The sequence below is a fragment of the Thermohalobaculum sp. genome, from assembly GCF_058622915.1.
This window is the reverse complement of sequence record NZ_JBZSYN010000142.1, coordinates 1-19,641: the sequence shown is the minus strand read 5'-3', so window position 1 is coordinate 19,641 and position 19,641 is coordinate 1. Positions and strand designations below refer to the sequence as shown.

20 protein-coding genes are annotated in these 19,641 nt (G+C 71.2%); 17 read left to right on the top strand and 3 right to left on the bottom strand.

Features of this window, described 5'->3' with window-relative positions; genetic code table 11:
• Positions 1 to 71: 71 nt before the first annotated feature.
• The 3 genes from AC32QD_RS11275 to AC32QD_RS11265 are packed head-to-tail and all read left to right on the top strand — an operon-like array spanning position 72 to position 2,807.
• The gene (locus tag AC32QD_RS11275) at positions 72 to 926 is read left to right on the top strand and encodes a metalloregulator ArsR/SmtB family transcription factor (RefSeq protein WP_492010599.1); all 855 of its coding nucleotides are present in this window, start codon (positions 72 to 74) and stop codon (positions 924 to 926) included.
• 59 nt (positions 927 to 985) lie between these two features.
• Positions 986 to 2,098 carry an ACR3 family arsenite efflux transporter gene (gene arsB, locus AC32QD_RS11270; RefSeq protein ID WP_492010598.1) on the top strand — a complete coding sequence of 371 codons (1,113 nt, stop codon included), beginning with the start codon at positions 986 to 988 and terminating at the stop codon, positions 2,096 to 2,098.
• A 40-nt stretch (positions 2,099 to 2,138) separates the two neighbouring features.
• Complete coding sequence (locus AC32QD_RS11265) at positions 2,139 to 2,807, top strand: DsbA family oxidoreductase (protein ID WP_492010597.1); 669 nt, start codon at positions 2,139 to 2,141, stop codon at positions 2,805 to 2,807.
• Between the two features lie 141 nt (positions 2,808 to 2,948).
• Here the strand turns inward: AC32QD_RS11265 and AC32QD_RS11260 are convergent, their stop codons facing one another.
• The gene (locus AC32QD_RS11260; RefSeq protein WP_492010596.1) at positions 2,949 to 3,938 is read right to left on the bottom strand and encodes a glutathione S-transferase family protein; all 990 of its coding nucleotides are present in this window, start codon (positions 3,936 to 3,938) and stop codon (positions 2,949 to 2,951) included.
• A gap of 115 nt (positions 3,939 to 4,053) precedes the next feature.
• Here AC32QD_RS11260 and AC32QD_RS11255 point away from each other — a divergent pair, with 115 nt between their 5' ends.
• Both AC32QD_RS11255 and AC32QD_RS11250 read left to right on the top strand, forming a co-directional pair.
• Complete coding sequence (locus AC32QD_RS11255) at positions 4,054 to 5,100, top strand: trans-3-hydroxy-L-proline dehydratase (protein ID WP_492010595.1); 1,047 nt, start codon at positions 4,054 to 4,056, stop codon at positions 5,098 to 5,100.
• Positions 5,101 to 5,291: 191 nt separating this feature from the next.
• A complete protein-coding gene (locus AC32QD_RS11250; RefSeq protein WP_492010594.1) occupies positions 5,292 to 5,480 on the top strand; it encodes a hypothetical protein in 189 nt (62 codons plus the stop codon).
• Positions 5,481 to 5,508: 28 nt separating this feature from the next.
• Here the strand turns inward: AC32QD_RS11250 and AC32QD_RS11245 are convergent, their stop codons facing one another.
• Complete coding sequence (locus AC32QD_RS11245) at positions 5,509 to 6,063, bottom strand: VUT family protein (RefSeq protein ID WP_492010593.1); 555 nt, start codon at positions 6,061 to 6,063, stop codon at positions 5,509 to 5,511.
• Positions 6,064 to 6,206: 143 nt separating this feature from the next.
• On the opposite strand from AC32QD_RS11245, the gene AC32QD_RS11240 reads away from it, so the two are divergent.
• The 12 genes from AC32QD_RS11240 to AC32QD_RS11185 are packed head-to-tail and all read left to right on the top strand — an operon-like array spanning position 6,207 to position 17,676.
• Positions 6,207 to 7,754, top strand: a complete 1,548-nt coding sequence (locus AC32QD_RS11240; protein ID WP_492010592.1) for an AMP-binding protein — start codon at positions 6,207 to 6,209, stop codon at positions 7,752 to 7,754.
• A 48-nt stretch (positions 7,755 to 7,802) separates the two neighbouring features.
• On the top strand, positions 7,803 to 8,423 hold the full coding sequence (locus AC32QD_RS11235) for a TetR/AcrR family transcriptional regulator (protein ID WP_492010591.1): 621 nt from the start codon (positions 7,803 to 7,805) through the stop codon (positions 8,421 to 8,423).
• A complete protein-coding gene (locus tag AC32QD_RS11230) occupies positions 8,414 to 9,577 on the top strand; it encodes an isovaleryl-CoA dehydrogenase (protein WP_492010590.1) in 1,164 nt (387 codons plus the stop codon). Before AC32QD_RS11235 ends, AC32QD_RS11230 begins: the two co-directional genes overlap by 10 nt.
• Positions 9,578 to 9,631: 54 nt before the next feature.
• On the top strand, positions 9,632 to 10,144 hold the full coding sequence (locus AC32QD_RS11225) for a hypothetical protein (RefSeq protein WP_492010589.1): 513 nt from the start codon (positions 9,632 to 9,634) through the stop codon (positions 10,142 to 10,144).
• Positions 10,141 to 10,521 (top strand): type II toxin-antitoxin system VapC family toxin, encoded by a 381-nt coding sequence (locus tag AC32QD_RS11220; RefSeq protein ID WP_492010588.1) that lies wholly within the window; start codon positions 10,141 to 10,143, stop codon positions 10,519 to 10,521. The genes AC32QD_RS11225 and AC32QD_RS11220 overlap by 4 nt, the downstream gene beginning before the upstream one ends.
• Positions 10,518 to 12,119: a carboxyl transferase domain-containing protein gene (locus tag AC32QD_RS11215; RefSeq protein ID WP_492010587.1), complete on the top strand. Its 1,602-nt coding sequence runs from the start codon at positions 10,518 to 10,520 to the stop codon at positions 12,117 to 12,119. The genes AC32QD_RS11220 and AC32QD_RS11215 overlap by 4 nt, the downstream gene beginning before the upstream one ends.
• A 2-nt stretch (positions 12,120 to 12,121) precedes the next feature.
• The gene (locus AC32QD_RS11210; protein ID WP_492010586.1) at positions 12,122 to 12,979 is read left to right on the top strand and encodes an MBL fold metallo-hydrolase; all 858 of its coding nucleotides are present in this window, start codon (positions 12,122 to 12,124) and stop codon (positions 12,977 to 12,979) included.
• Positions 12,976 to 13,503, top strand: a complete 528-nt coding sequence (locus AC32QD_RS11205) for a thermonuclease family protein (RefSeq protein WP_492010585.1) — start codon at positions 12,976 to 12,978, stop codon at positions 13,501 to 13,503. Before AC32QD_RS11210 ends, AC32QD_RS11205 begins: the two co-directional genes overlap by 4 nt.
• Before the next feature lie 34 nt (positions 13,504 to 13,537).
• Positions 13,538 to 14,056, top strand: coding sequence for an O-acetyl-ADP-ribose deacetylase (locus tag AC32QD_RS11200; RefSeq protein ID WP_492010584.1), 519 nt, complete (start codon positions 13,538 to 13,540; stop codon positions 14,054 to 14,056).
• 1 nt (position 14,057) lies between these two features.
• Entirely contained in the window at positions 14,058 to 16,037 is a 1,980-nt protein-coding gene (locus AC32QD_RS11195; protein WP_492010583.1) for an acetyl/propionyl/methylcrotonyl-CoA carboxylase subunit alpha, read from the top strand.
• Positions 16,034 to 16,891: a hydroxymethylglutaryl-CoA lyase gene (locus tag AC32QD_RS11190; protein ID WP_492010582.1), complete on the top strand. Its 858-nt coding sequence runs from the start codon at positions 16,034 to 16,036 to the stop codon at positions 16,889 to 16,891. The genes AC32QD_RS11195 and AC32QD_RS11190 overlap by 4 nt, the downstream gene beginning before the upstream one ends.
• Positions 16,888 to 17,676, top strand: a complete 789-nt coding sequence (locus AC32QD_RS11185; protein WP_492010581.1) for a crotonase/enoyl-CoA hydratase family protein — start codon at positions 16,888 to 16,890, stop codon at positions 17,674 to 17,676. The genes AC32QD_RS11190 and AC32QD_RS11185 overlap by 4 nt, the downstream gene beginning before the upstream one ends.
• A gap of 171 nt (positions 17,677 to 17,847) precedes the next feature.
• Here AC32QD_RS11185 and AC32QD_RS11180 read toward each other — a convergent pair whose 3' ends face one another.
• Positions 17,848 to 19,383 (bottom strand): glycosyltransferase family 39 protein, encoded by a 1,536-nt coding sequence (locus AC32QD_RS11180; RefSeq protein WP_492010580.1) that lies wholly within the window; start codon positions 19,381 to 19,383, stop codon positions 17,848 to 17,850.
• Between the last annotated feature and the right edge of the window lie 258 nt (positions 19,384 to 19,641).

The window sequence follows — 19,641 nt, the reverse complement described above, 5'->3', positions numbered from 1 at the left end:
GTGGGGGCGCTCGTGCGACCGGCGACGGGCCTTCACTTGACATTTATCGAAATATCGGGATTTGTCGATGTGTGGATAGCGAACGCGCCCTCGACTCGCTCGACGCGCTGGCCAACGCGAGCCGGCTTGCTGCCTTCCGCCTGCTGGTGCAGGCCGAGCCCGGCGGGCTTCTCGCGGGCGAGATCTCTGTGCGCCTCGGCGTGATCCAGAACACGATGTCGAGCCACCTCGCCACACTGGCCGGGACCGGGCTGGTCTCGGCGCAGCGCGAGGGGCGGAACGTGCGCTACAGCCTGGAGGTCGACGCGGTCCGCGAGCTGTTCTCGTTCCTCATGGATGACTGCTGCGGCGGGCGCAGCGAGCTTTGCGACCTGTCGCGCCCGCGCGACGCGCTGCCCTTCGAGACGCTGCTCGCCGCGGGGCGCAAGTTCAACGTGCTGTTTCTGTGCACGCACAACTCGGCCCGCTCGATCATGGCCGAGGCGATCGTGAACCACGACCACGGCGCCCGGTTCCGTGCCTTCTCGGCAGGCAGCGAGGCCGCTGGCAAGGTCAGTCCCGACACGCTGGAACTCCTCGAGCGGCTGGGCTACCCGGTCGAGGGGCTGCGCTCGAAGAGCTGGGACGAGTTTGCCGCGCCGGACGCGCCGAAGATGGACTTCGTCTTCACCGTGTGCGACAGCGCCGCCGCCGAGCGCTGCCCGGTCTGGCCTGGCGCGCCGATGAGCGCGCATTGGGGCATACCCGACCCGCGCGCCGTGACGGGCGACGCAACACGGCGGCGCCTGGCGCATCTCGAAGCCTTTCGCATGCTCGAGCGGCGCATCGGCGTGTTCGCCAGCCTGCCCTTCGCCTCGCTCGAGCGCGCGGCGCTCAAGCGCCGGCTCGACGAGATCGGCGCCGAGGGTCCGGCGCTGGCAGACTAGCCCTGGTGCGCCAAACCGGCGCGGTCCGGTGAAACGCGGCTTCCGGAGGGAATGATCCGATGCATGATGTTCCGACCATCGGCCCCGAGCGGGCACGGGCAACGGGACGGCCGGAACGGCGGCCCCGGGGGCGCCTTGGCTTTCTCGACCGCTACCTGACGCTGTGGATCTTCGCCGCCATGGCGCTGGGTGTCGGCCTCGGCCGCGGGCTGCCGGGCCTGCCGGCGGCGCTCGACCGGCTCTCGATCGGCTCGACCAACCTGCCGATTGCGCTGGGGCTGATCCTGATGATGTATCCGCCGCTGGCGCGCGTGCGCTACGAGGCGCTGCCCCGGGTGTTCGCGGACTTGCGCACGCTGGCGCTTTCGCTGGCGCTCAACTGGGTGATCGGCCCGGTGCTGATGTTCGTGCTCGCCGTCACGCTGTTGCCCGACCTGCCGGGCTACATGGTCGGCGTGATCCTGATCGGGCTGGCGCGCTGCATCGCCATGGTGATCGTGTGGAACCAGCTGGCCGAGGGCGACAACCAGTACGTGGCCGCGCTGGTCGCCTTCAACAGCCTGTTCCAGATCGCCTTCTTCAGCCTCTACGCCTGGGTGTTCCTGACCGTGCTGCCCACCTGGCTGGGCCTTCAGGGTGCGGTCGTCGACATCGGCATCGGCGACATCGCGCTCAGCGTGGCAATCTATCTCGGCATCCCGTTCCTCGCCGGGTTCCTCACCCGCCTGACGCTGATCCGGCTGAAGGGCGAGGGCTGGTACGAGGCCGCCTTCCTGCCGCGGATTGCGCCGCTGACCCTGGTGGCGCTGCTTTGCACCATCGTCGCCATGTTCGCCTTCCAGGGCGCGAAGATCGTCGCGCTGCCGCTCGATGCCCTGCGCATCGCGCTGCCGCTGGCGATCTACTTCGTGGTCATGTTCGTCGCCGCCTTCGCGCTCGGCCGCCTCGCCGGGGCGGGCTATGCGCGCACCGCCAGCCTCTCGTTCACCGCCGCCAGCAACAATTTCGAACTGGCCATCGCCGTTGCCATCGCCACCTTCGGCATCGCCTCTCCCGCGGCCTTCGCCACGGTGATCGGGCCGCTGGTCGAGGTGCCGGTGCTGATCGGGCTGGTCAACCTGGCGTTCTGGTTCCGCCGCCACCTGTTCGACGGGGCGGCCGCGGCCGGCTGAGGGGCATGGACCGGTGCGCCCGAAACCCTATATTGGGCGCATGGTTAGGCTCGACATCATCTCCGACCCGATCTGCCCCTGGTGCTATATCGGCAAGGCGCGGCTCGACGCCGCGATCGCCGAGACAGGGATCAACCCGTTCCAGATCACCTGGCGCATCTTCGAGCTGAACCCGGACATGCCGCCCGAGGGCATGGACCGGCGCGCCTATCTGGAAGCCAAGTTCGGCGGCCCCGAGGGGGCGGGCCAGGTCTATGAGCGCATCCGGCAGGAGGCCGCGCGCAGCGGCCTCAACCTGCACTTCGACCGCATCCCGCGCACGCCCAACACCTTCGACGCCCACCGCCTGATCCGCTGGTCGCAGGCCTCCGGCGCGCAGGAGCGGGTCACGCGCGAGCTGTTCCGCCACTATTTCGAGGAAGGCCAGGACATCTCGGACCACGCCGTGCTGCTTGATGCCGCCGCGGCCGCCGGCATGGAGCGCGACGTGGTCGCGCGCCTGCTCGAGGGCGACGCCGACACCGAGGAGTTGCGCGCGGAGGAGGAGGAAATCCGCCGCATGGGCGTCGCCGGCGTGCCCTGCTTCGTCATCGGCGGCAAGTATGTGCTGCAGGGCGCGCAGGAGACCGAGACCTGGAAACAGGTGCTCGCCGAGCTCGACGCCGCGCTGGCCAGTCAGGCCGAGGAATCCTCCCAGCCGGCAGAGTAGGCCGCGCAGCTGACGACAGCGGCGGTTTCGTCCTCAGCGATGCAAAAGCCAGACCGGCCCCGGACCTGATCCGGGGCCTGCCTTTTTGCCGCGCCTCGCTTGAGGCCCCGGATCCAGTCCGGGGCCTGTCCCCTCCGAGCCTCAAATCAGCGACTTGCCGCCGCGCCCATGCGGCGCGTCCCAGTCGAGCCTCGGCCCGAGCGGCACGATGCCGCGCGGGTTCACGGAATGATGGCTGACATAGTAGTGATACTTGCAATGGTCGACGCGCACCGTCTCGCGCACACCTGGCCACTGATACAGCTCGCGAAAATATCCAGATAAAGCAGGATATTCCGACAGCTTCCTGACATTGCATTTGAAATGCGTGTTGTAGACCGGATCGAACCTCGCCAGCGTGGTGAAGAGCCGCCAGTCGGCCTCAGTGAGGCGGTCGCCGACCAGATAGCGGTGCCGCTCGAGCCGCGCCTCGATCCAGTCGAGCGTATCGAACAGCGCGACCACGGCCTCCTCGTGCGCCTCCTGCGTGCGCGCGAACCCCGCCTTGTAGACGCCGTTGTTCACGGTGTCGTAGACGCGCTCGTTGACCGCGTCGATCTCGTCGCGCAGGGCCTTTGGGTAATAGTCGTCTCGGTTGCCGGTCAGGCCGTCGAAGGCCGCGTTCAGCATGCGGATGATCTCGGCCGATTCGTTCGAGACGATGGTCTGGCGCTGCGTGTCCCACAGCACCGGCACGGTGACGCGGGTGTGCGCCTGAGGGTCCGCGGCCAGGTAGACCTCGCGCAGGAAGTCCCGCCCGCCCAGCCGGTCACCGGTGGCGCCGTCGAAATCGGTGCGGAAGGTCCAGCCCTCCTCGCCCAGCAGCGGGTGCACGACGCTGACGCCGATATGGCCCTCGAGCCCCTTGAGCCGGCGAAAGATCAGCGTGCGGTGCGCCCAGGGGCAGGCATAGGAGACATAGAGGTGGTAGCGCCCCGACTCGGCCGCAAAGCCGCCCTCGCCGGTCGGGCCCGGTGCGCCGTCGGGCGTCACCCAGTTGTGGAAGACCGAGGGTTGGCGCTCGAATCGGCCGTGATGCGTCGGCGTCCCCGTCTCGCCCTTCTTCCATACGCCGTCGACCAGCTGGCCCATTCTTCACTCCCGCCTTGCGCTTGGTCCGAAACGTAATGCGGATCGCCGGCCTATCAGCCCCCGCACGGCGAAAACTCCCTTGCCGCGAGGCGAACGCCCGGCCAAAAGGGACGCCATGCAGTCGAGCCGGGTCATCCACGTCGTTTCCGCCCATGCCGAGGGCGAGGTCGGCGACGTAATCGTCGGCGGCGTGGCGCCGCCGCCCGGCGCGACGCTGTGGGAGCAGTCGCGCTGGATCGCGCGCGACGGGGTCTTGCGCGACTTCGTGCTCAACGAGCCCAGGGGCGGCGTGTTCCGTCACGTCAACCTGCTGGTGCCGGCGAAGGACCCGCGCGCGGCGTCGGGCTTCATCATCATGGAGCCCGCCGACACGCCGCCCATGTCGGGCTCCAACTCCATCTGCGTGGCCGCGGTGCTGGTCGGGACCGGGATCGTTCCGGCGACCGAGCCCGAGACGGTCGTCGTGCTCGAGGCCCCCGGCGGACTGGTCGAGGCCCGCGTCGCCGTCAGCGGCGGCCGGGTCGAGCGGGTGACGATCACCAACGTGCCCTCCTTCGCCGACCGGCTGGACGCGGCGCTCGAGGTCGCGGGGCTCGGCACGCTGACGGTCGACACCGCCTATGGCGGCGACAGCTTCGTGATCGTCGAGGCGGCGGCGCTGGGCTTCCGGCTCACGCCCGACGAGGCGCGCGACATCGCCGAGGCGGGCACGCGCATCACCGCGGCGGCGAACGAGCAGTTGGGATTCACCCACCCCGAGAACCCGGACTGGGACCACATCTCGTTTTGCCAGGTCGCCGGGCCAATTGAGCAGCGCGACGGCATTCCCGCGGGCCGCAATGCGGTGGCGATCCGGCCGGGCAAGATCGACCGCTCGCCCTGCGGCACCGGCTGCTCGGCGCGCATGGCGGTGCTGGCGGCGCGCGGGCGGCTCGGCCCCGGAGACCATTTCACCGGGCTGTCGCTGATCGGCTCTCAGTTCCACTGCACGGTCGCGGGCGCGACCACGGTCGCGGGGCGCCCGGCGATCGTGCCCAGGCTCTCGGGCCGGGCCTGGATCACCGGGGTCCACCAGCACCTGCTCGACCCCGCCGACCCCTGGCCGCGCGGCTACCGGCTTTCCGACACCTGGCCAAGCGGCACCTGGCCAAGCGGCACCTGACCCAGCGGCACCCGACCCAGCGGCACCTGGCCCGGCGGGAGATGAGCCCGCCGGCCGCGTGTGCCGGGGCCGCCCCGCACAACCTGCGGGCGTTATCGCTTTGTTAAGCTCAGCCCCTCAAACTTGTCTCAAATTCGGGGCAAATCCGCCTTTTCCGACCGCCCCGAAGGCAAACGGCGCTGGAGGGCAGAATGCTCGACGCCACGCAGGCAAGGTTCCTGGTTCTGAGGCAGCGCGCGCGGCTGGAGGAGCCCGCCGCCGAACCGGAGGCGCTGAGACAGCAGTGCCTCCACCCGGCAGAACGCTGGGTCATGCAGCGCCGCGCCGGGCGGCCGCAGGCGGCGTCGCAGCGCCTGCCTGCGGTCGCCCGGATCGCCTGAGACGCGCGGGGGGCGATGCGGGCGGCGATCAGGCGGGCTTGAGGCCGAGCCGCTCGTCGCGCCGGCGCAGCCAGGCGATGAAAGGCAGGGTCAGCAATACCATCCAGGCCTTGCCCAGCACCTGGCCCGGCAGGAACTCCAGGCTGCCGAAGGCGAGCGAGAGAAAGATCACGCTGTCGACGATCAGCCCGACCACGCTCGAGGCGAACACCGCCAGCACCAGCTGGCGCCGCTGCAAGGGCGTGTAGACCACCAGATCCGCCGTCTCGGAGAGGAAGAAGGCCACCGCCGAGGCCACCACAAGCGGCCCAGGCGCGAACCAGGCCGACAGAACCGCACCCCCCAGAATCGCCGCCGAGACCCAGCCGAGCCCCAGGCGCCTTTGCACCAGGTCGCGCAGCACCAGCGCCAGCCCGATCATGACCACGCCGCTCGGCGCCATCACGCCGGGGGCGACGGGGATCAGGCAGGGCGAGCCCGGCGGGCAGACGGTGCCCAGGTTGCCGATCATCCAGTTGGCCACCGGGATGCAAAGCCCGAAGCCCACCAGGTAGAGAAAGCCTTCCCTGCGGCGCTGCGTCATGGTGCTGTCCGTCTCTCGCGGTCGATCTCCGGGCCTCATCTACGCGAGCCTGGGACGGATTTCCACCGTCAAGCGCCGACGCCCTTGTGGACACCGCGCCGGCGCCTGCTACCCTGCCGCGACACGATGCAGGGGAGGGCCGGATGGGCGAGCTCGTCGGCGACCGCTCGGTCAGGGAGTTCATCGAGGCGCACGCCGCGGCGCGCGGCGACGCGCCCTTCCTGATCGCGCCCGAGGCGCGCATCCACGCGACCTGGGCCGAGCTGCGCGATGCCGCGGCCGGCTTTGCCGAGGCGCTGTCGGCGCTCGGCGTCGCGCCGGGCGAGCCGGTCTCGACCATGATGGGCAACGGCTGGCCGCTGGCGCTGGCGATCCTCGGTACGCTCTATGCCGGGCGGCTGACGGCGCCGGTGAACCTCGCCGCCGGCGACCCGCAGATCGCCTATACGCTCGAGCACTCTGAGACCGGCATCGTGCTGGTCAGCCCCGAGGAGGAAGACCGGCTCCGGCGCATCCTCGCGGGCATCGAGCGGCCGATCCGGGTGGTGCGCTGCGGCCCCAAGGGTCTCGAATGGCCCGAGGGCGAAGCCACGCCCGCACCGCCGCCCGAGCACGACAACCGCGTCGACGGCCTGCTGATGTATACCTCGGGCACCACCGGCCGGCCGAAGGGCGCGGTGCTGAGCCAGCGGGCGATCCTCGCGGGCGGCGAGAACACCATCCTGGCGCACGAACTGACGGCGGCCGACCGCACGCTGCTGGTGCTGCCGCTCTACCACATCAACGGCTTTTGCGTGTCGCTGATGAGCACGCTGGTCGCGGGCGCCTCGATGGTGGTGCCGCCGCGCTTCTCGGTCAGCCGCTTCTGGGAGCACGTGATCGGCCACCGCTGCAGCTGGTTCTCCGCGGTGCCGACGCAGTTCCAGTATCTCCTGCGCGCGGCCGAGGCCGACGGCCCGCCGCCGCGCCAGATGCTCGCCCATGTGCGCTTCGCCCGCTCGGCCTCGGCGCCGCTCGCGCCGGAGGTCCACCGCGCCTTCGAGGAGCTGTTCGGCCTGGTGCTGATCGAGACCATGGGGCTGACCGAGACCGCCGCCCCGATCACCTCGAACCCGATGCCGCCCGGCGCGCGCAAATACGGCTCGCCCGGCCGCGCCTGGGGCAACCGGCTGGCGATCCTGGGCAAGGACCACGCGGAGGTGCCGCGCGGCACCGAGGGCGAGATCGCGGTCAGAGGCGAGAACGTCTTCAGCCGCTACCTCAAGAACGCGCAGGCCACGGCCGAGGCGTTCAGCCCGGACGGCTGGTTTCTCACCGGCGACCTGGGGCGCATGGACGAGGACGGCTACATCTTCGTCACCGGGCGTAGGAAGGAGCTGATCATCAAGGGCGGCGAGAACATCGCCCCGCGCGAGATCGACGAGGCGCTGCTCGCCCACCCCCAGGTGGTCGAGGCCGCCGCCTTCGCGGTGGCCGACGACAACTACGGCCAGCGCGTCGAGGCGGGCGTGGCGCTCACACAAGGCGCCTCCGTCACCGAGGCCGAGTTGATCGAGTTGGCCCGCGCCCAGGTCGGCCGCTTCAAGGCGCCCGACCGCGTGCACATCCTCGACGACCTGCCCAAGGGGCCGTCGGGCAAGGTGCAGCGGCTGAAGCTGGCGGAGTTGGTGGCGCGCGCCGAATCCGCTTGAAATGAACAAGCGTTCAATTAAACTTGGGCGCCGTTCAAGAGGAGGACCATGGCCAGACGCGTCGGCTCCGACGGGGCACGCACCGAGGCGGCGATCCGCGAGGCGGCGACGCGGCTGATCGCGCGGATCGGCTACGAGGCGCTGTCCATGCGCCGGCTGGCCGGGGAGGTGGGGCTCGGCGCGGCCGCCCTCTACCGCTACTTCCCGAACAAGCAGGCCATGCTGTTCTCCCTGCTCGAGAGCCACATGGCCGAGCTGCTCGACGCCTGGGCCGCCGCCCGCCTGCCCGACACCGCCCCCGCGCCCCGGCGGCTCGAGCGCTTCACCCGCTTCCACATCCGCCACCACCTGCCGCGCGCCGCCGGCGTCTTCCTCAGCTACATGGAGCTGCGCAGCCTGACGCCCGAGAATTTCGCCGCCATCGAATCGCTCAGGCGGCGCTACGAGGGCGACCTCGCGCGCATCCTGGCCGACGGCGCCGAGACGGCCACGCTGGCCATGGACGAGCCGCGCGTCACGGCGCGCGCCATCATCGCCATGCTGACCGGCATCACCACCTGGTATCGCGAGGGCGGCGCGCTGGGCCCCGCCGGGATCGAGGATATCTACTGGAGCATCGTCGCCCGGATGACCGGGCTCGAGACCCGAGAGGCGCTCACATGTTCATGAAATCCCTCAACTTCGGCCTGCCCGAGGAGGTCGAGGCGCTGCGCCAGGCGGTGCATCGCTTCGCCCAGGAGCGCATCGCGCCGATCGCCGACCAGATCGACCGCACGAACGAATTCCCGCACCACCTGTGGCGCGAGCTGGGCGAGATGGGCCTCAACGGCATCACCGCCGAGGAGGAGTACGGCGGCGCCGGCATGGGCTATCTGGCCCACGTGGTGGCGCTCGAGGAGATCTCCCGCGCCTCGGCCTCGGTGGGGCTGTCCTACGGCGTGCAGTCGAACCTCGCCGTCAACCAGATCCGCCGCAACGGCACCGCGGCGCAGAAGCGCAAATACCTGCCGAAGCTGATCTCGGGCGAACATGTCGGCGCGCTGGCGATGTCCGAGCCCGGGGCGGGCTCCGACGTCGTCTCGATGAAACTCAGGGCCGAGAAGCGCAACGACCGCTATGTGCTGAACGGCAACAAATTCTGGATCACCAACGGCCCGGACGCCGACACGCTGGTGGTCTACGCCAAGACCGACCCAGAGGCCGGGCCGCGCGGCATCACCGCCTTCATCATCGAGAAGGGCATGACCGGCTTCTCCACCGGCCAGAAGCTCGACAAGCTGGGCATGCGCGGCTCGAACACCGCCGAGCTGATCTTCCAGGACTGCGAGGTGCCCTTCGACAACGTGCTGGGCGAGGAGGGCAAGGGCGTCAACGTACTGATGTCGGGCCTCGACTACGAACGCCTCGTGCTCTCGGGCGGGCCATTGGGCATCATGGCGGCCTGCCTGGACGTGGTCATGCCCTATGTGCACGACCGCAAGCAGTTCGGCCGGCCGATCGGCGAGTTCCAGCTCATGCAGGCCAAGGTCGCCGACATGTACACGGCGATGAACGCCAGCCGCGCCTATGTCTACGCCGTGGCGGCGGCGGCCGACCGGGGCGGCATCACCCGCCAGGACGCGGCCGGCTGCCTGCTCTACGCCTCGGACCGGGCCACCCAGGTGGCGCTCGAGGCGATCCAGGCGCTGGGCGGCAACGGCTATATCAACGAGTACCCGACGGGGCGGCTGCTGCGCGACGCCAAGCTCTACGAGATCGGCGCCGGCACGCAGGAGATCCGCCGCATGCTGATCGGGCGCGAGCTGTTCCAGGAGACGGCTTGACAAGCAAATTTAAATTTATAATATTATATTTATCTAAATAATATGGGCTGGCAAATGGCGCAGAAAGTCGCGGACCTACTCACGCACGGCCAGAAGACGCGGCGCGTGCACGAAATCATCGAGGAGCTGTGCGAGGAACTCGGCCGGCTGCCCAAATATCGGGAAGTGGCCGAGCAATACGCGAAGGAAGGCGGCAACGAAAACACAGCCAAGACCCAGTATGCCATGTGGAAGCGGGAGAAGCTGGAAGCTCGAGCGCGCGAGCCGACAGAGCAGGTCGATCCGCACGATTCGGTCGGCGGCGATTTTCCCGGAGACTGCGATCCGATTCCACTTGCCGTCGATTCCCAAGGGCGCATGACCCTGCCGTCGCAGCTTCGCGCAGCGATGCTATTGGGACCGGATGGCCGAGTCACGGCTCGGGTCGAGGACGGCGAGCTGCGCGTCGTCGGCCCCCGCGTCGCACTCCGTCGAGCGCAAGCGATCGCCCGGAAATACAAGAAGCCGGGCATTAGCGTCGTGGACGAATTCCTCGCAGAGCGGCGGGCGATATGGGGCGAGGAATGACCGTGGTCCTGGACACCTCCGCCATCCTGGCACTCCTGTTTGACGAGCCGGGCCGGGAGAGGGTCGCGTCGGTGCTCGATGAAGCGTCGGTCTCTGCCGTCAATCTGGCGGAGATCGTCACCAAGCTGATCGACGTGGGCTATGCCGACGAGGACATGGAACAGGCGGTGGAAGCGTTCCTGCCGTTTGTGGCACCTTTCGACGTTCCACTCGCGATTGCGGCGGGCGCAATGCGGCGCGGAACCCGACAGCATGGCCTGTCGCTGGGTGACCGAGCTTGCCTGGCACTCGCGCAGCGCGACTCCGCGCAAGCGCTTACCGCCGATCGTGCCTGGTCGCAGCTCGATATAGGCGTGGCGGTCGACGTGATCCGATGACCGTGCTCCACTCCCACCTCTCCACCCGCACGGATGCCTTCCGTGCCAACCGCCGCGCCATGGAAGCCGCCATCACCGAGGTCGAGGAGGCCGCCGCCCGCGCCATGGCCGGCGGCGGCGAGGCGGCCATGGCGCGCCACGTCAAGCGCGGCAAGCTGCCCCCGCGCGAGCGGGTGGAGCGGCTCATCGACCCCGGCGCGCCCTTCCTCGAGGTCGGCCTGTTCGCCGCGCACGGCATGTACGAGGACGCCTCGCCCGGCGCCGGGATCATCACCGGCATCGGCCGCGTCGCGGGGCGCGACGTCATGGTGGTGGCCAACGACGCCACGGTGAAGGGCGGCACCTACTTCCCCGTCACCGTGAAGAAGCACCTGCGCGCGCAGGAGATCGCCCAGCAAAACCGCCTGCCCTGCATCTACCTCGTGGATTCGGGCGGCGCCAACCTGCCGAACCAGGACGAGGTCTTCCCCGACCGCGAGCATTTCGGCCGCATCTTCTACAACCAGGCGCGCATGTCGGCCCGGGGCATCGCCCAGATCGCCGTGGTCATGGGCTCGTGCACCGCGGGCGGGGCCTATGTCCCGGCCATGTCGGACGAGACCGTCATCGTGCGCGAGCAGGGCACCATCTTCCTCGCCGGCCCGCCGCTGGTGAAGGCCGCCACCGGCGAGGTGGTCTCGGCCGAGGAACTGGGCGGCGGCGACGTGCACACGCGCCTGTCGGGCGTCGCCGACCACCTGGCCGAGGACGACGCCCACGCGCTGGCCATCGCGCGCCATATCGTCGGCAATCTCGGGCCCGGGCCCACGCCGCCGGCGCTCGCGGGCGAGGCGCCGCTCTACGACGCGGACGAGATCCTGGGCCTGGTGCCGTCGGACACCCGCATCCCCTACGAGGTGCGCGAGGTGATCGCGCGGCTCGTCGACGGCTCGCGGCTCGACGAGTTCAAGCGCCGCTATTCCGAGACTCTGGTGACGGGCTTTGCGCAGATCCGCGGCATCACCGTCGGCGTGATCGCCAACAACGGCATCCTCTACTCCGAAAGCGCGCAGAAGGGCGCGCATTTCATCGAGCTGTGCTGCCAGCGCGGCGTGCCCCTCCTGTTCCTGCAAAACATCACCGGCTTCATGGTCGGCAAGAAATACGAGGCCGAGGGCATCGCCCGGCACGGCGCCAAGCTGGTGACCGCGGTCGCCTGCGCCGAGGTGCCCAAGCTCACCCTGATCATCGGCGGCTCATTCGGGGCCGGCAACTACGGCATGTGCGGGCGCGCCTACGGGCCGCGCTTCCTGTGGACCTGGCCGAACAGCCGCATCTCGGTGATGGGCGGCTTCCAGGCCGCGGGCGTGCTCGCCACCGTGCGCCGCGAGGGGATGGAGCGCGAGGGCAAGAGCTGGAGCGCGCAGGAGGAGGAGGCCTTCAAGCGCCCGATCGTCGCGCAGTTCGAGCGCCAGGGCCACCCGCTCTACGCCTCGGCGCGGCTGTGGGACGACGGCATCCAGGACCCGCGCCGCACCCGCGACGCGCTGGCGCTGAGCCTGCGCGCGGCGCTGAACGCGCCCCTCGCCGAAACCCGCTTCGGCGTCTTCAGGATGTGAGCATGGCCAAGCGCATCTGCCTCGCCTGCGGCGTCCAGCAGGTCGGCCAAAGGGAGGGCCCACGGGACGGCTCGGGGGACGGCCCGGAGGCCGGCCCGAACCACTGCCCGATCTGCGAGGACGCGCGCCAGTTCGTTCCCGAGGCGGGCCAGCAATGGACCACGATGGAGGCGCTGGCCGCCGGCCACCGCAACGAGATCCGCGCGGAGACCGCGGGCGTGTGGAGCCTGCGCACGGAGCCCAGGTTCGCCATCGGCCAGCGCGCCTTCCTGATCCGCGCGCCCGAGGGCAACATCCTGTGGGACTGCGTCACGCTCCTCGACGCGGCCACGCGCGACCGGGTCGCGGCGCTCGGCGGCATCCGCGCCATCGCGATCTCGCACCCGCATTACTACTCGGCGATTGCCGAGTGGGGCCGCGCCTTCGGCGCCCCGGTCTACCTGCACGCAGACGATGCCGAATGGGTGCAGGAGCCCGACGACGCGCTGCGCTTCTGGGGAGGCGAGACGCTCGCGCTTGGCGGCGCCACGCTGGTCCGCTGCGGCGGGCACTTCACCGGCGCCTCGGTGCTGCATGCACCCTTTCTCAACGACGGCGGCGGCACGCTGTTCTCGGGCGACACCATCCAGGTGGTCGCCGACCGCCACCATGTCAGCTTCATGCGCAGCTATCCCAACCTGATCCCGCTCGACGCCGAGACGGTGCGCCGCATCGCGGCGGCGGTCGAGCCCTATGCCTTCGAGACCGTCTTCGGCGCGTTTGCCGGCCGCACCATCCGCACCGGCGGCAAGCAGGCGGTGCGGCGCTCGGCCGAGCGCTATGTCGCGGCGATCTCGGCGCCCCCGGTCGCCCGGCCATGAGACCGCGCATCATCGGCCCGGTCCGGCCACGCCGGCGCGGCCGCCCGGGCCACCGCCCCTCCGGCCGGCGCCTTCCCGCCGGGCTCAGGCCATGGCGCAAGGTGGTCATCCTCCTCGTCGCCGGCCTCACGCTGGTCTTCGGCCGCGACGGCATCGGCTATCTGGGCGCCAGGGTCGCGGGCACCACGACCTGCCGCGTGACCAGCGTGGTGGATGGCGACACCATCCGGGTCTATTGTCCCGGACAGGGCATCGAACGCGCCCGGCTCATGGGCTTCGACACGCCGGAGGTGTTCTCGCCGCGCTGCGCCAGCGAGCTGTGGGCCGGGACGCAGGCGACCTGGGCGCTGCAACGCCGGCTGTGGTCGGCCGACAAGGTCGCCATCGCGTTCAGGGGCCGCGACAGGTACGGCCGGCGCCTCGCCATCCTGTGGGTGGACGGCGTCAACATCGCGCGGCCGATGATCGAGCAGGGCTACGCCCGGCCCTATCACGGTGGGCACCGCCGGGGCTGGTGCCGATGAGGCGCCCGCCGGCCATGACAAGGGAGTGAACGCGATGACCGAGCCCATGGTCGTCCACCAGGGCGACATCACCAGGCTCGCCGTCGACGCCATCGTCAACGCGGCGAACAGGCAGCTCGCGCCGGGCGGCGGCGTCTGCGGTGCGATCCACCGCGCCGCCGGGCCGGAGCTGGCGAAGGAGTGCGCCCGGCTCGGCGGCTGCGACACCGGCGAGGCCAGGATCACCGGCGGCTACGAGCTGCCGGCGCGGCACGTGATCCATGTCGTCGGCCCGGTCTGGTCGGGGGGCACCGACGGCGAGCCGAGGCTGCTCGCCTCGTGCTATCGCCGCGCGCTCGAGCTGGCGCAGGAGAACGCGCTCGCCACCATCGCCTTCCCCGCCATCTCCACGGGCATCTACGGCTATCCGCCCGACCAGGCGGCCGAGGTCGCCGCCCGCGCCGTGGCCGAGACGCTGCCCCGCACCGGCGGCATCACCCAGGTGATCTTCTGCTGCTTCGACGCGGCCAGCAAGGACCTGCACGAGCGCGCGCTCGCCGGGCTGAAGCGCTGAGATGTTCACCAAGATCCTGATCGCCAACCGCGGCGAGATCGCCTGCCGCATCGCCCGTACCGCGCGGCGCCTGGGCATTGCCACGGTCGCCGTCTACTCCGAGGCCGACGCGCAGGCGCAGCACGTGCTGGCCTGCGACGAGGCGGTGGGCATCGGCCCCGCGCCCAGCGCCCAGAGCTACCTCAACGGCGAGCGCATCCTCGCTGCGGCCAGGGCCACCGGCGCCGAGGCCATCCACCCCGGCTACGGCTTCCTCGCCGAGAACCCCGATTTCGCCGACGTCGTGGCCGCGGCCGGCCTTACCTTCATCGGCCCGCCCGCCTCGGCCATCCGCGCCATGGGCTGGAAGGACGCTGCCAAGAAGCTGATGCAGGAAGCCGGCGTGCCCGTCACGCCGGGCTACCACGGTAAGGACCAGGACCCGGACCTGCTGGCCGCCGAGGCCGGCAAGATCGGCTATCCCGTGCTGATCAAGGCCAGCGCCGGGGGCGGCGGCAAGGGCATGCGCCGGGTTGACCGCTCGCGCGACTTCGCCCGCGCGCTCGCCTCTGCCCGCTCCGAGGCCAGCTCAAGCTTCAGCGACGACCGGGTGCTGGTCGAGAAATGCATCCTCAACCCGCGCCATATCGAGGTGCAGGTCTTCGCCGACAGTAACGGCAGCACGGTGCATCTCTACGAGCGCGATTGCTCGGCCCAGCGCCGCCATCAGAAGGTGATCGAGGAGGCCCCCGCGCCGGACATGACGGCCGAGCTGCGCGCCGCCATGACCTCGGCCGCCGTGCGCGCCGCGCAGGCGGTCGGCTATGTCGGCGCCGGCACGGTCGAGTTCATCGTCGACGGCTCGGGCCCGCTTAGGCCCGACGGCTTCTGGTTCATGGAGATGAACACGCGGCTGCAGGTCGAGCACCCGGTGACCGAGGCGATCACCGGGCTCGACCTCGTCGAGTGGCAGCTCCGCGTCGCCGCCGGCGAGCCCCTGCCGCTTGCCCAGGGGGCAATTCCGCTCAAAGGCCACGCGCTCGAGGTCCGCCTCTACGCCGAGGACGCCGCGCGCGACTTCATGCCCCAGACCGGGCGGCTCGCGCGCCTCGCCCTGCCCGGCGAGATCGCCCGCGTCGATTCGGGCGTGGCCGAAGGCGACACCGTCACCCCCCACTACGACCCGATGATCGCCAAGATCGTCACCCACGGCGCCGGCCGCGAGGCCGCCTTCGCCGCCATGGAGCAGGCGCTGGCCGCCACCCAGGCCGAGGGCGTGACCACGAACCTCGCCTTCCTCGAGCGCCTGATCCGCCACGAGAGTGTGCGCGCGGGCCGCCTCGACACCGGGCTGATCGCCCGCGACCTCGCCGCCCTGACCGCGCCGCCCGAGGCCGGCCCGGCCGACCTGGCGCTGGCCGGCGCGGCGCTGACCGGGCTGCTGCGCCCCGCCCCGCTGGCCGGCTGGCGCGGCTGGGGCCAGGGCCGGACCCATGCCGAGCTCAAGCGCGCCACCGCGCCGGGCGAGGCGGTGATCGACGAGATCACGCTCAGCCTCACATCCGCCGGGCTCACGCTCGAAAGTGCCGCCGGCCCCGCCCCGGCCGCGATCGCCGCCACACCGATCTCGGGCAGCCTGTGGGAGCTGCGCGAGGGCGACCGCACCCGCCGCGTCCGCCTGCACGAGTCCGCGGGCTCGGTCACCGTGGTGCGCGAGGGCGCCCGGCTCGCCTTCACGCTCGCCGACCCGGTCGAGCTGCGCGAGGAGACGCAAGTCGGCGGCGACGCCATCGCTGCGCCGCTGCCCGGCATCGTCAAGGCGCTGCGCGCCGACCCGGGATCCGAGGTCGCCGCCGGCGATGTCGTCGCCGTGATGGAGGCGATGAAGATGGAGCACAGCCTGACCGCCCCCCGCGCGGGCCGCGTCGCGCAGGTCATGGTCGCGGCCGGCGAGCAGGTCGAGGAGGGCGCCGTCCTGATCACGCTGGAGCCGGACGCATGAGGGATGTCACCATCGTCGAGGTCGGCCCCCGCGACGGGCTGCAGAACGAGCCGAAGCCGATCCCGGCGGCCGAGAAGATCCGGCTGATCGACCTGCTCTCGGCGGCGGGCTTCGCGCGCATCGAGACGGCGAGCTTCGTCTCGCCGAAATGGGTGCCGCAGATGGCCGACGGAGCGCAGGTCATGGCCGGCATCGCGCGCCGTGCCGGCACCCGCTATACGGCGCTGACCCCGAACATGAAGGGCTACGAGGCGGCGAAGGCGGCCGGCGCGGACGAGGTGGCGATCTTCGGCGCGGCCTCCGAGAGCTTCAGCCAAAGGAACATCAACTGCTCGATCGCCCAGAGCATCGAGCGCTTCCGCCCCGTGGCCGAGGCCGCCCGCGCCGACGGCATCCCTGTGCGCGGCTACATCTCCTGCGCCGTGGTCTGCCCCTACGAGGGGCCGATCGCGCCTGCCGAGGTCGCCCGCGTCGCCGGGCTTCTGTTCGGCCTCGGCTGCTACGAGGTCTCGCTCGGCGACACGGTCGGCCGCGGCACGCCCGAGACGGTGGCCGCCATGCTCGACGCCGTGCTTGGCGCGGCGCCTGCGGACCGCCTCGCCGGCCACTTCCACGACACCAATGGCCGCGCGCTGGACAGCGTCGCGGTCAGCCTCGAGAGGGGCCTGCGCGTGTTCGACGCCGCCATCGGGGGCCTGGGCGGCTGCCCCTTCGCGCCCGGCGCCAAGGGCAATCTGGGCACCGGCAAGCTGGCGCGCGCCCTCGATGCGCGCGGCCTCGACACCGGGCTCGACTTCGCCGCGCTGGCCGAGGCCGAAGCCTTCGCCGCCGGACTGCGGGAGGAGCTGGCATGAGCTACCAGATGATCGCCATCGCGCGCGACGCCCGCGGCGTCGCGACGCTGACGCTGGACCGCCCGGACAAGCACAACGCCTTCAACGCCGAGCTGATTGCCGAGCTCGACGCCGCCGCGGCCGAGCTGGCCGCCGACGCGGGCGTCCGCGCCGTGGTGCTGACCGGCGCGGGCCGCAGCTTCTCGGCCGGCGCGGACCTCAACTGGATGCGCGCGCAAACGCAGGCCACCCGCGCCCAGCGCATCGAACAGGCGACCCGTCTCGCCCGCATGCTCAAGCGCCTCGACGAGCTGCCCAAGCCCCTGATCGGGCGCATCCAGGGCCAGGCCTATGGCGGCGGCACCGGGCTGATCGCGGTGTGCGACGCGGCCATCGCGGCCGAGGGCGCGCGGTTCGGCTTCACCGAGGCTCGCCTCGGCCTGATCCCCGCGACCATCTCGCCCTATGTGGTGGGCCGCATGGGGCCGGCGAAGGCGCGCGAGGTGTTCGCCTCGGCGCGCATCTTCGAGGCGGCGGAGGCGGTGCGCCTCGGCCTCGTCTCGCGCGCCGTTGCGGCCGCCGAGCTCGACGCTGCGGTCGCGGCCGAGATCGCCCCCTACCTCGCCGCCGCCCCCGGCGCGGTCGCCGCCTCCAAGGCGCTGCTGTTGCGCCTGCGCCCCACCGCCGACGAGGCCACCATCGCCATGACCGCGGGCCTGCTGGCCGACCAGTGGGAGACCGAGGAGGCGGCGAAAGGCATCGCCGCCTTCCTCGAGCGCCGCCCGATGCCGTGGGCCGAGGGCTGACACGGGCCCGGCGATACGAAGCCCGTCTCACCCGGTCTGTTTGGACTGGGAAAGTGTCCATATGAAAATACAATTGATTTCAATGTGTTGCGTGGCATCCAAATTTGGACGCCCGGATTCGGGGCAGTGGGAGGCGCCAGAGCGGCGCAATGCCGCGCCCCTCCGCTCGTCTCAGCGATAGCCCCGGAAGCCGCGCACCCCCCACAGCGCGTAGGGCACCCAGCGGTCGATATGCGTGGCCAGCCGGCCGCTCTCGACCTCGTGCGCCTGGGCGAAGCGATGCACCATCCCTTGCGCCCCGTGCGTCACCGCCAGCAGCATCGGGCGGCCATCGCCGGGCCTGAGCGGGGCGATCAGCTCGGCCTCGTCCTGCGCCCGCCCGGCCGGGTTCCAGATCGCCACCTGCCCCCAGCCCAGCCCGCCATAGAACATGCACTCGGCCAGCCGGCGGGGATTGTCCGCGAGCAGCACCTCGGCCCCCTCCTCGGACATCGCGCCCAGCGCCAGCTCGCAGAATGGCCGGCTCAGCCGTGTCGCCCGGAACGGGTCGAGCCGCCGGGTCAGCGCGTCCGCCTGCCCGGCATAGAGCCCCGCCGCCGTCCACAGCGTCAGCGAGGCCGCGACGCCGACGCCCAGCTGCGCCCTCAGCGCCGGCAGGCCGCCGGCCCGCACCAGCCAGCGCGCCGCCATCAGCGCCCCGCCCACGTAGGCCGGCGCCGTCCAGGTGCCGTTCGTCCCCCTGGCCAGCGCCAGCGCCGCCAGCGCCGCGAGCAGCGGCAGCGTGAGCCAGGCCGCCAGCCGCATGCCCCGGTCCTCGCGCCAGAACGCGCGGTTTCTCAGCGCGACCCCGATCGCGGCGAGAAACACCGGGCCGATCAGACCCAACTGCACGCCCGCGAACTCGGCCAGCGCCAGCGCCGAGACATGGCCGCGCCCCGGGTCGAGCGCCGCGGCGAAGTGGCGCCAGGCGATCAGCCCGTGCGCCGCGTTCCACCAAATGTTCGGCGCGAACACCGCCAGCGCCGCCACCGTGGCTAGCGCCGGCCCCTTCCAGGCCCGGCCGCGCGCCGAGACCAGGCCATAGCCCAGCGCGCCCAGGACGAAGGCGGCCATGGTGTAGCTCGCCATGAGGCCCAGCCCGATCAGCGCGCCCAGCACCGGCCACCACAGCCGCGGCTGTGCATCTGCCTCCTCGTCCGTCGCGCGCACCAGCGCATAGAGCGCCCCGGCCCAGCACAGCATCACCACCGGGTCGGCCGACATCAGCATGGCCGAGAAGGCAACGCCCGGCGCCGCGGTATAGCCCGCCGCCGCCCAGAACCCGGTGCGCCCGTCCCACAGCCGCCGCCCGGCGAGAAAGATCAGCCAGCCGATCAGCGCATGCGCCGCCGCCCCCGGCAGGCGCAGCGCGAACAGCGTGTCGCCCAGCGCCTCGGTGGCGCCGCGCATGATCCAGGCGAGCAGCGGTGGCGCAAAGAAATAGCCCAGCGCCGGCGCCTGGCCGTCGGCCCAGGCCTGCGCCTCGCCGAAATGAACCGGAACCAGCTCCAGCGCGTTGATGCCAAGTCTGAGCGCCAGCACCACGCCCAGCACGATCAGCGTGAGCTGCGCCCAGGGATCGGGCTCGCGCGGCACCGGCCGCCGCGGCGGCTTCGCCGGCGCCTTGCGCCGGCCGCGGCCCTTGGCTCCGCGCGCCTGTTTCGTCATCCCCTGCCCGTCTTTCTGCCCGGGCGCCGTTCTAGCCGATCGCCGGGAGACGAGAAAGGGGCGAGGGCGGGGGCCTAGGAAGGTTCGGCCCGAGCCGCTAGTCTCGCGCCCGTCCGAGAGGAGAATCCCCCATGCGCACCGACACCGCTCCGACGCCGCACAAGAAGGTCCGCCTCGCCGATTACCGCCCGCCCGACTGGCTGGTCGACGAAGTCCGGCTGACCTTCGATCTCGCGCCAAAGGCGACCCGGGTGACGG

Excerpts from the sequence above, each read along its gene's own strand:
- arsB (WP_492010598.1), top strand. The coding sequence starts at position 986 with ATGCATGATGTTCCGACCATCGGCCCCGAGCGGGCACGGGCAACGGGA.
- AC32QD_RS11265 (WP_492010597.1), top strand. The coding sequence starts at position 2,139 with ATGGTTAGGCTCGACATCATCTCCGACCCGATCTGCCCCTGGTGCTAT.
- AC32QD_RS11260 (WP_492010596.1), bottom strand. The coding sequence starts at position 3,938 with ATGGGCCAGCTGGTCGACGGCGTATGGAAGAAGGGCGAGACGGGGACG.
- AC32QD_RS11255 (WP_492010595.1), top strand. The coding sequence starts at position 4,054 with ATGCAGTCGAGCCGGGTCATCCACGTCGTTTCCGCCCATGCCGAGGGC.
- AC32QD_RS11250 (WP_492010594.1), top strand. The coding sequence starts at position 5,292 with ATGCTCGACGCCACGCAGGCAAGGTTCCTGGTTCTGAGGCAGCGCGCG.
- AC32QD_RS11245 (WP_492010593.1), bottom strand. The coding sequence starts at position 6,063 with ATGACGCAGCGCCGCAGGGAAGGCTTTCTCTACCTGGTGGGCTTCGGG.
- AC32QD_RS11240 (WP_492010592.1), top strand. The coding sequence starts at position 6,207 with ATGGGCGAGCTCGTCGGCGACCGCTCGGTCAGGGAGTTCATCGAGGCG.
- AC32QD_RS11235 (WP_492010591.1), top strand. The coding sequence starts at position 7,803 with ATGGCCAGACGCGTCGGCTCCGACGGGGCACGCACCGAGGCGGCGATC.
- AC32QD_RS11230 (WP_492010590.1), top strand. The coding sequence starts at position 8,414 with ATGTTCATGAAATCCCTCAACTTCGGCCTGCCCGAGGAGGTCGAGGCG.
- AC32QD_RS11225 (WP_492010589.1), top strand. The coding sequence starts at position 9,632 with ATGGCGCAGAAAGTCGCGGACCTACTCACGCACGGCCAGAAGACGCGG.
- AC32QD_RS11220 (WP_492010588.1), top strand. The coding sequence starts at position 10,141 with ATGACCGTGGTCCTGGACACCTCCGCCATCCTGGCACTCCTGTTTGAC.
- AC32QD_RS11215 (WP_492010587.1), top strand. The coding sequence starts at position 10,518 with ATGACCGTGCTCCACTCCCACCTCTCCACCCGCACGGATGCCTTCCGT.
- AC32QD_RS11210 (WP_492010586.1), top strand. The coding sequence starts at position 12,122 with ATGGCCAAGCGCATCTGCCTCGCCTGCGGCGTCCAGCAGGTCGGCCAA.
- AC32QD_RS11205 (WP_492010585.1), top strand. The coding sequence starts at position 12,976 with ATGAGACCGCGCATCATCGGCCCGGTCCGGCCACGCCGGCGCGGCCGC.
- AC32QD_RS11200 (WP_492010584.1), top strand. The coding sequence starts at position 13,538 with ATGACCGAGCCCATGGTCGTCCACCAGGGCGACATCACCAGGCTCGCC.
- AC32QD_RS11195 (WP_492010583.1), top strand. The coding sequence starts at position 14,058 with ATGTTCACCAAGATCCTGATCGCCAACCGCGGCGAGATCGCCTGCCGC.
- AC32QD_RS11190 (WP_492010582.1), top strand. The coding sequence starts at position 16,034 with ATGAGGGATGTCACCATCGTCGAGGTCGGCCCCCGCGACGGGCTGCAG.
- AC32QD_RS11185 (WP_492010581.1), top strand. The coding sequence starts at position 16,888 with ATGAGCTACCAGATGATCGCCATCGCGCGCGACGCCCGCGGCGTCGCG.
- AC32QD_RS11180 (WP_492010580.1), bottom strand. The coding sequence starts at position 19,383 with ATGACGAAACAGGCGCGCGGAGCCAAGGGCCGCGGCCGGCGCAAGGCG.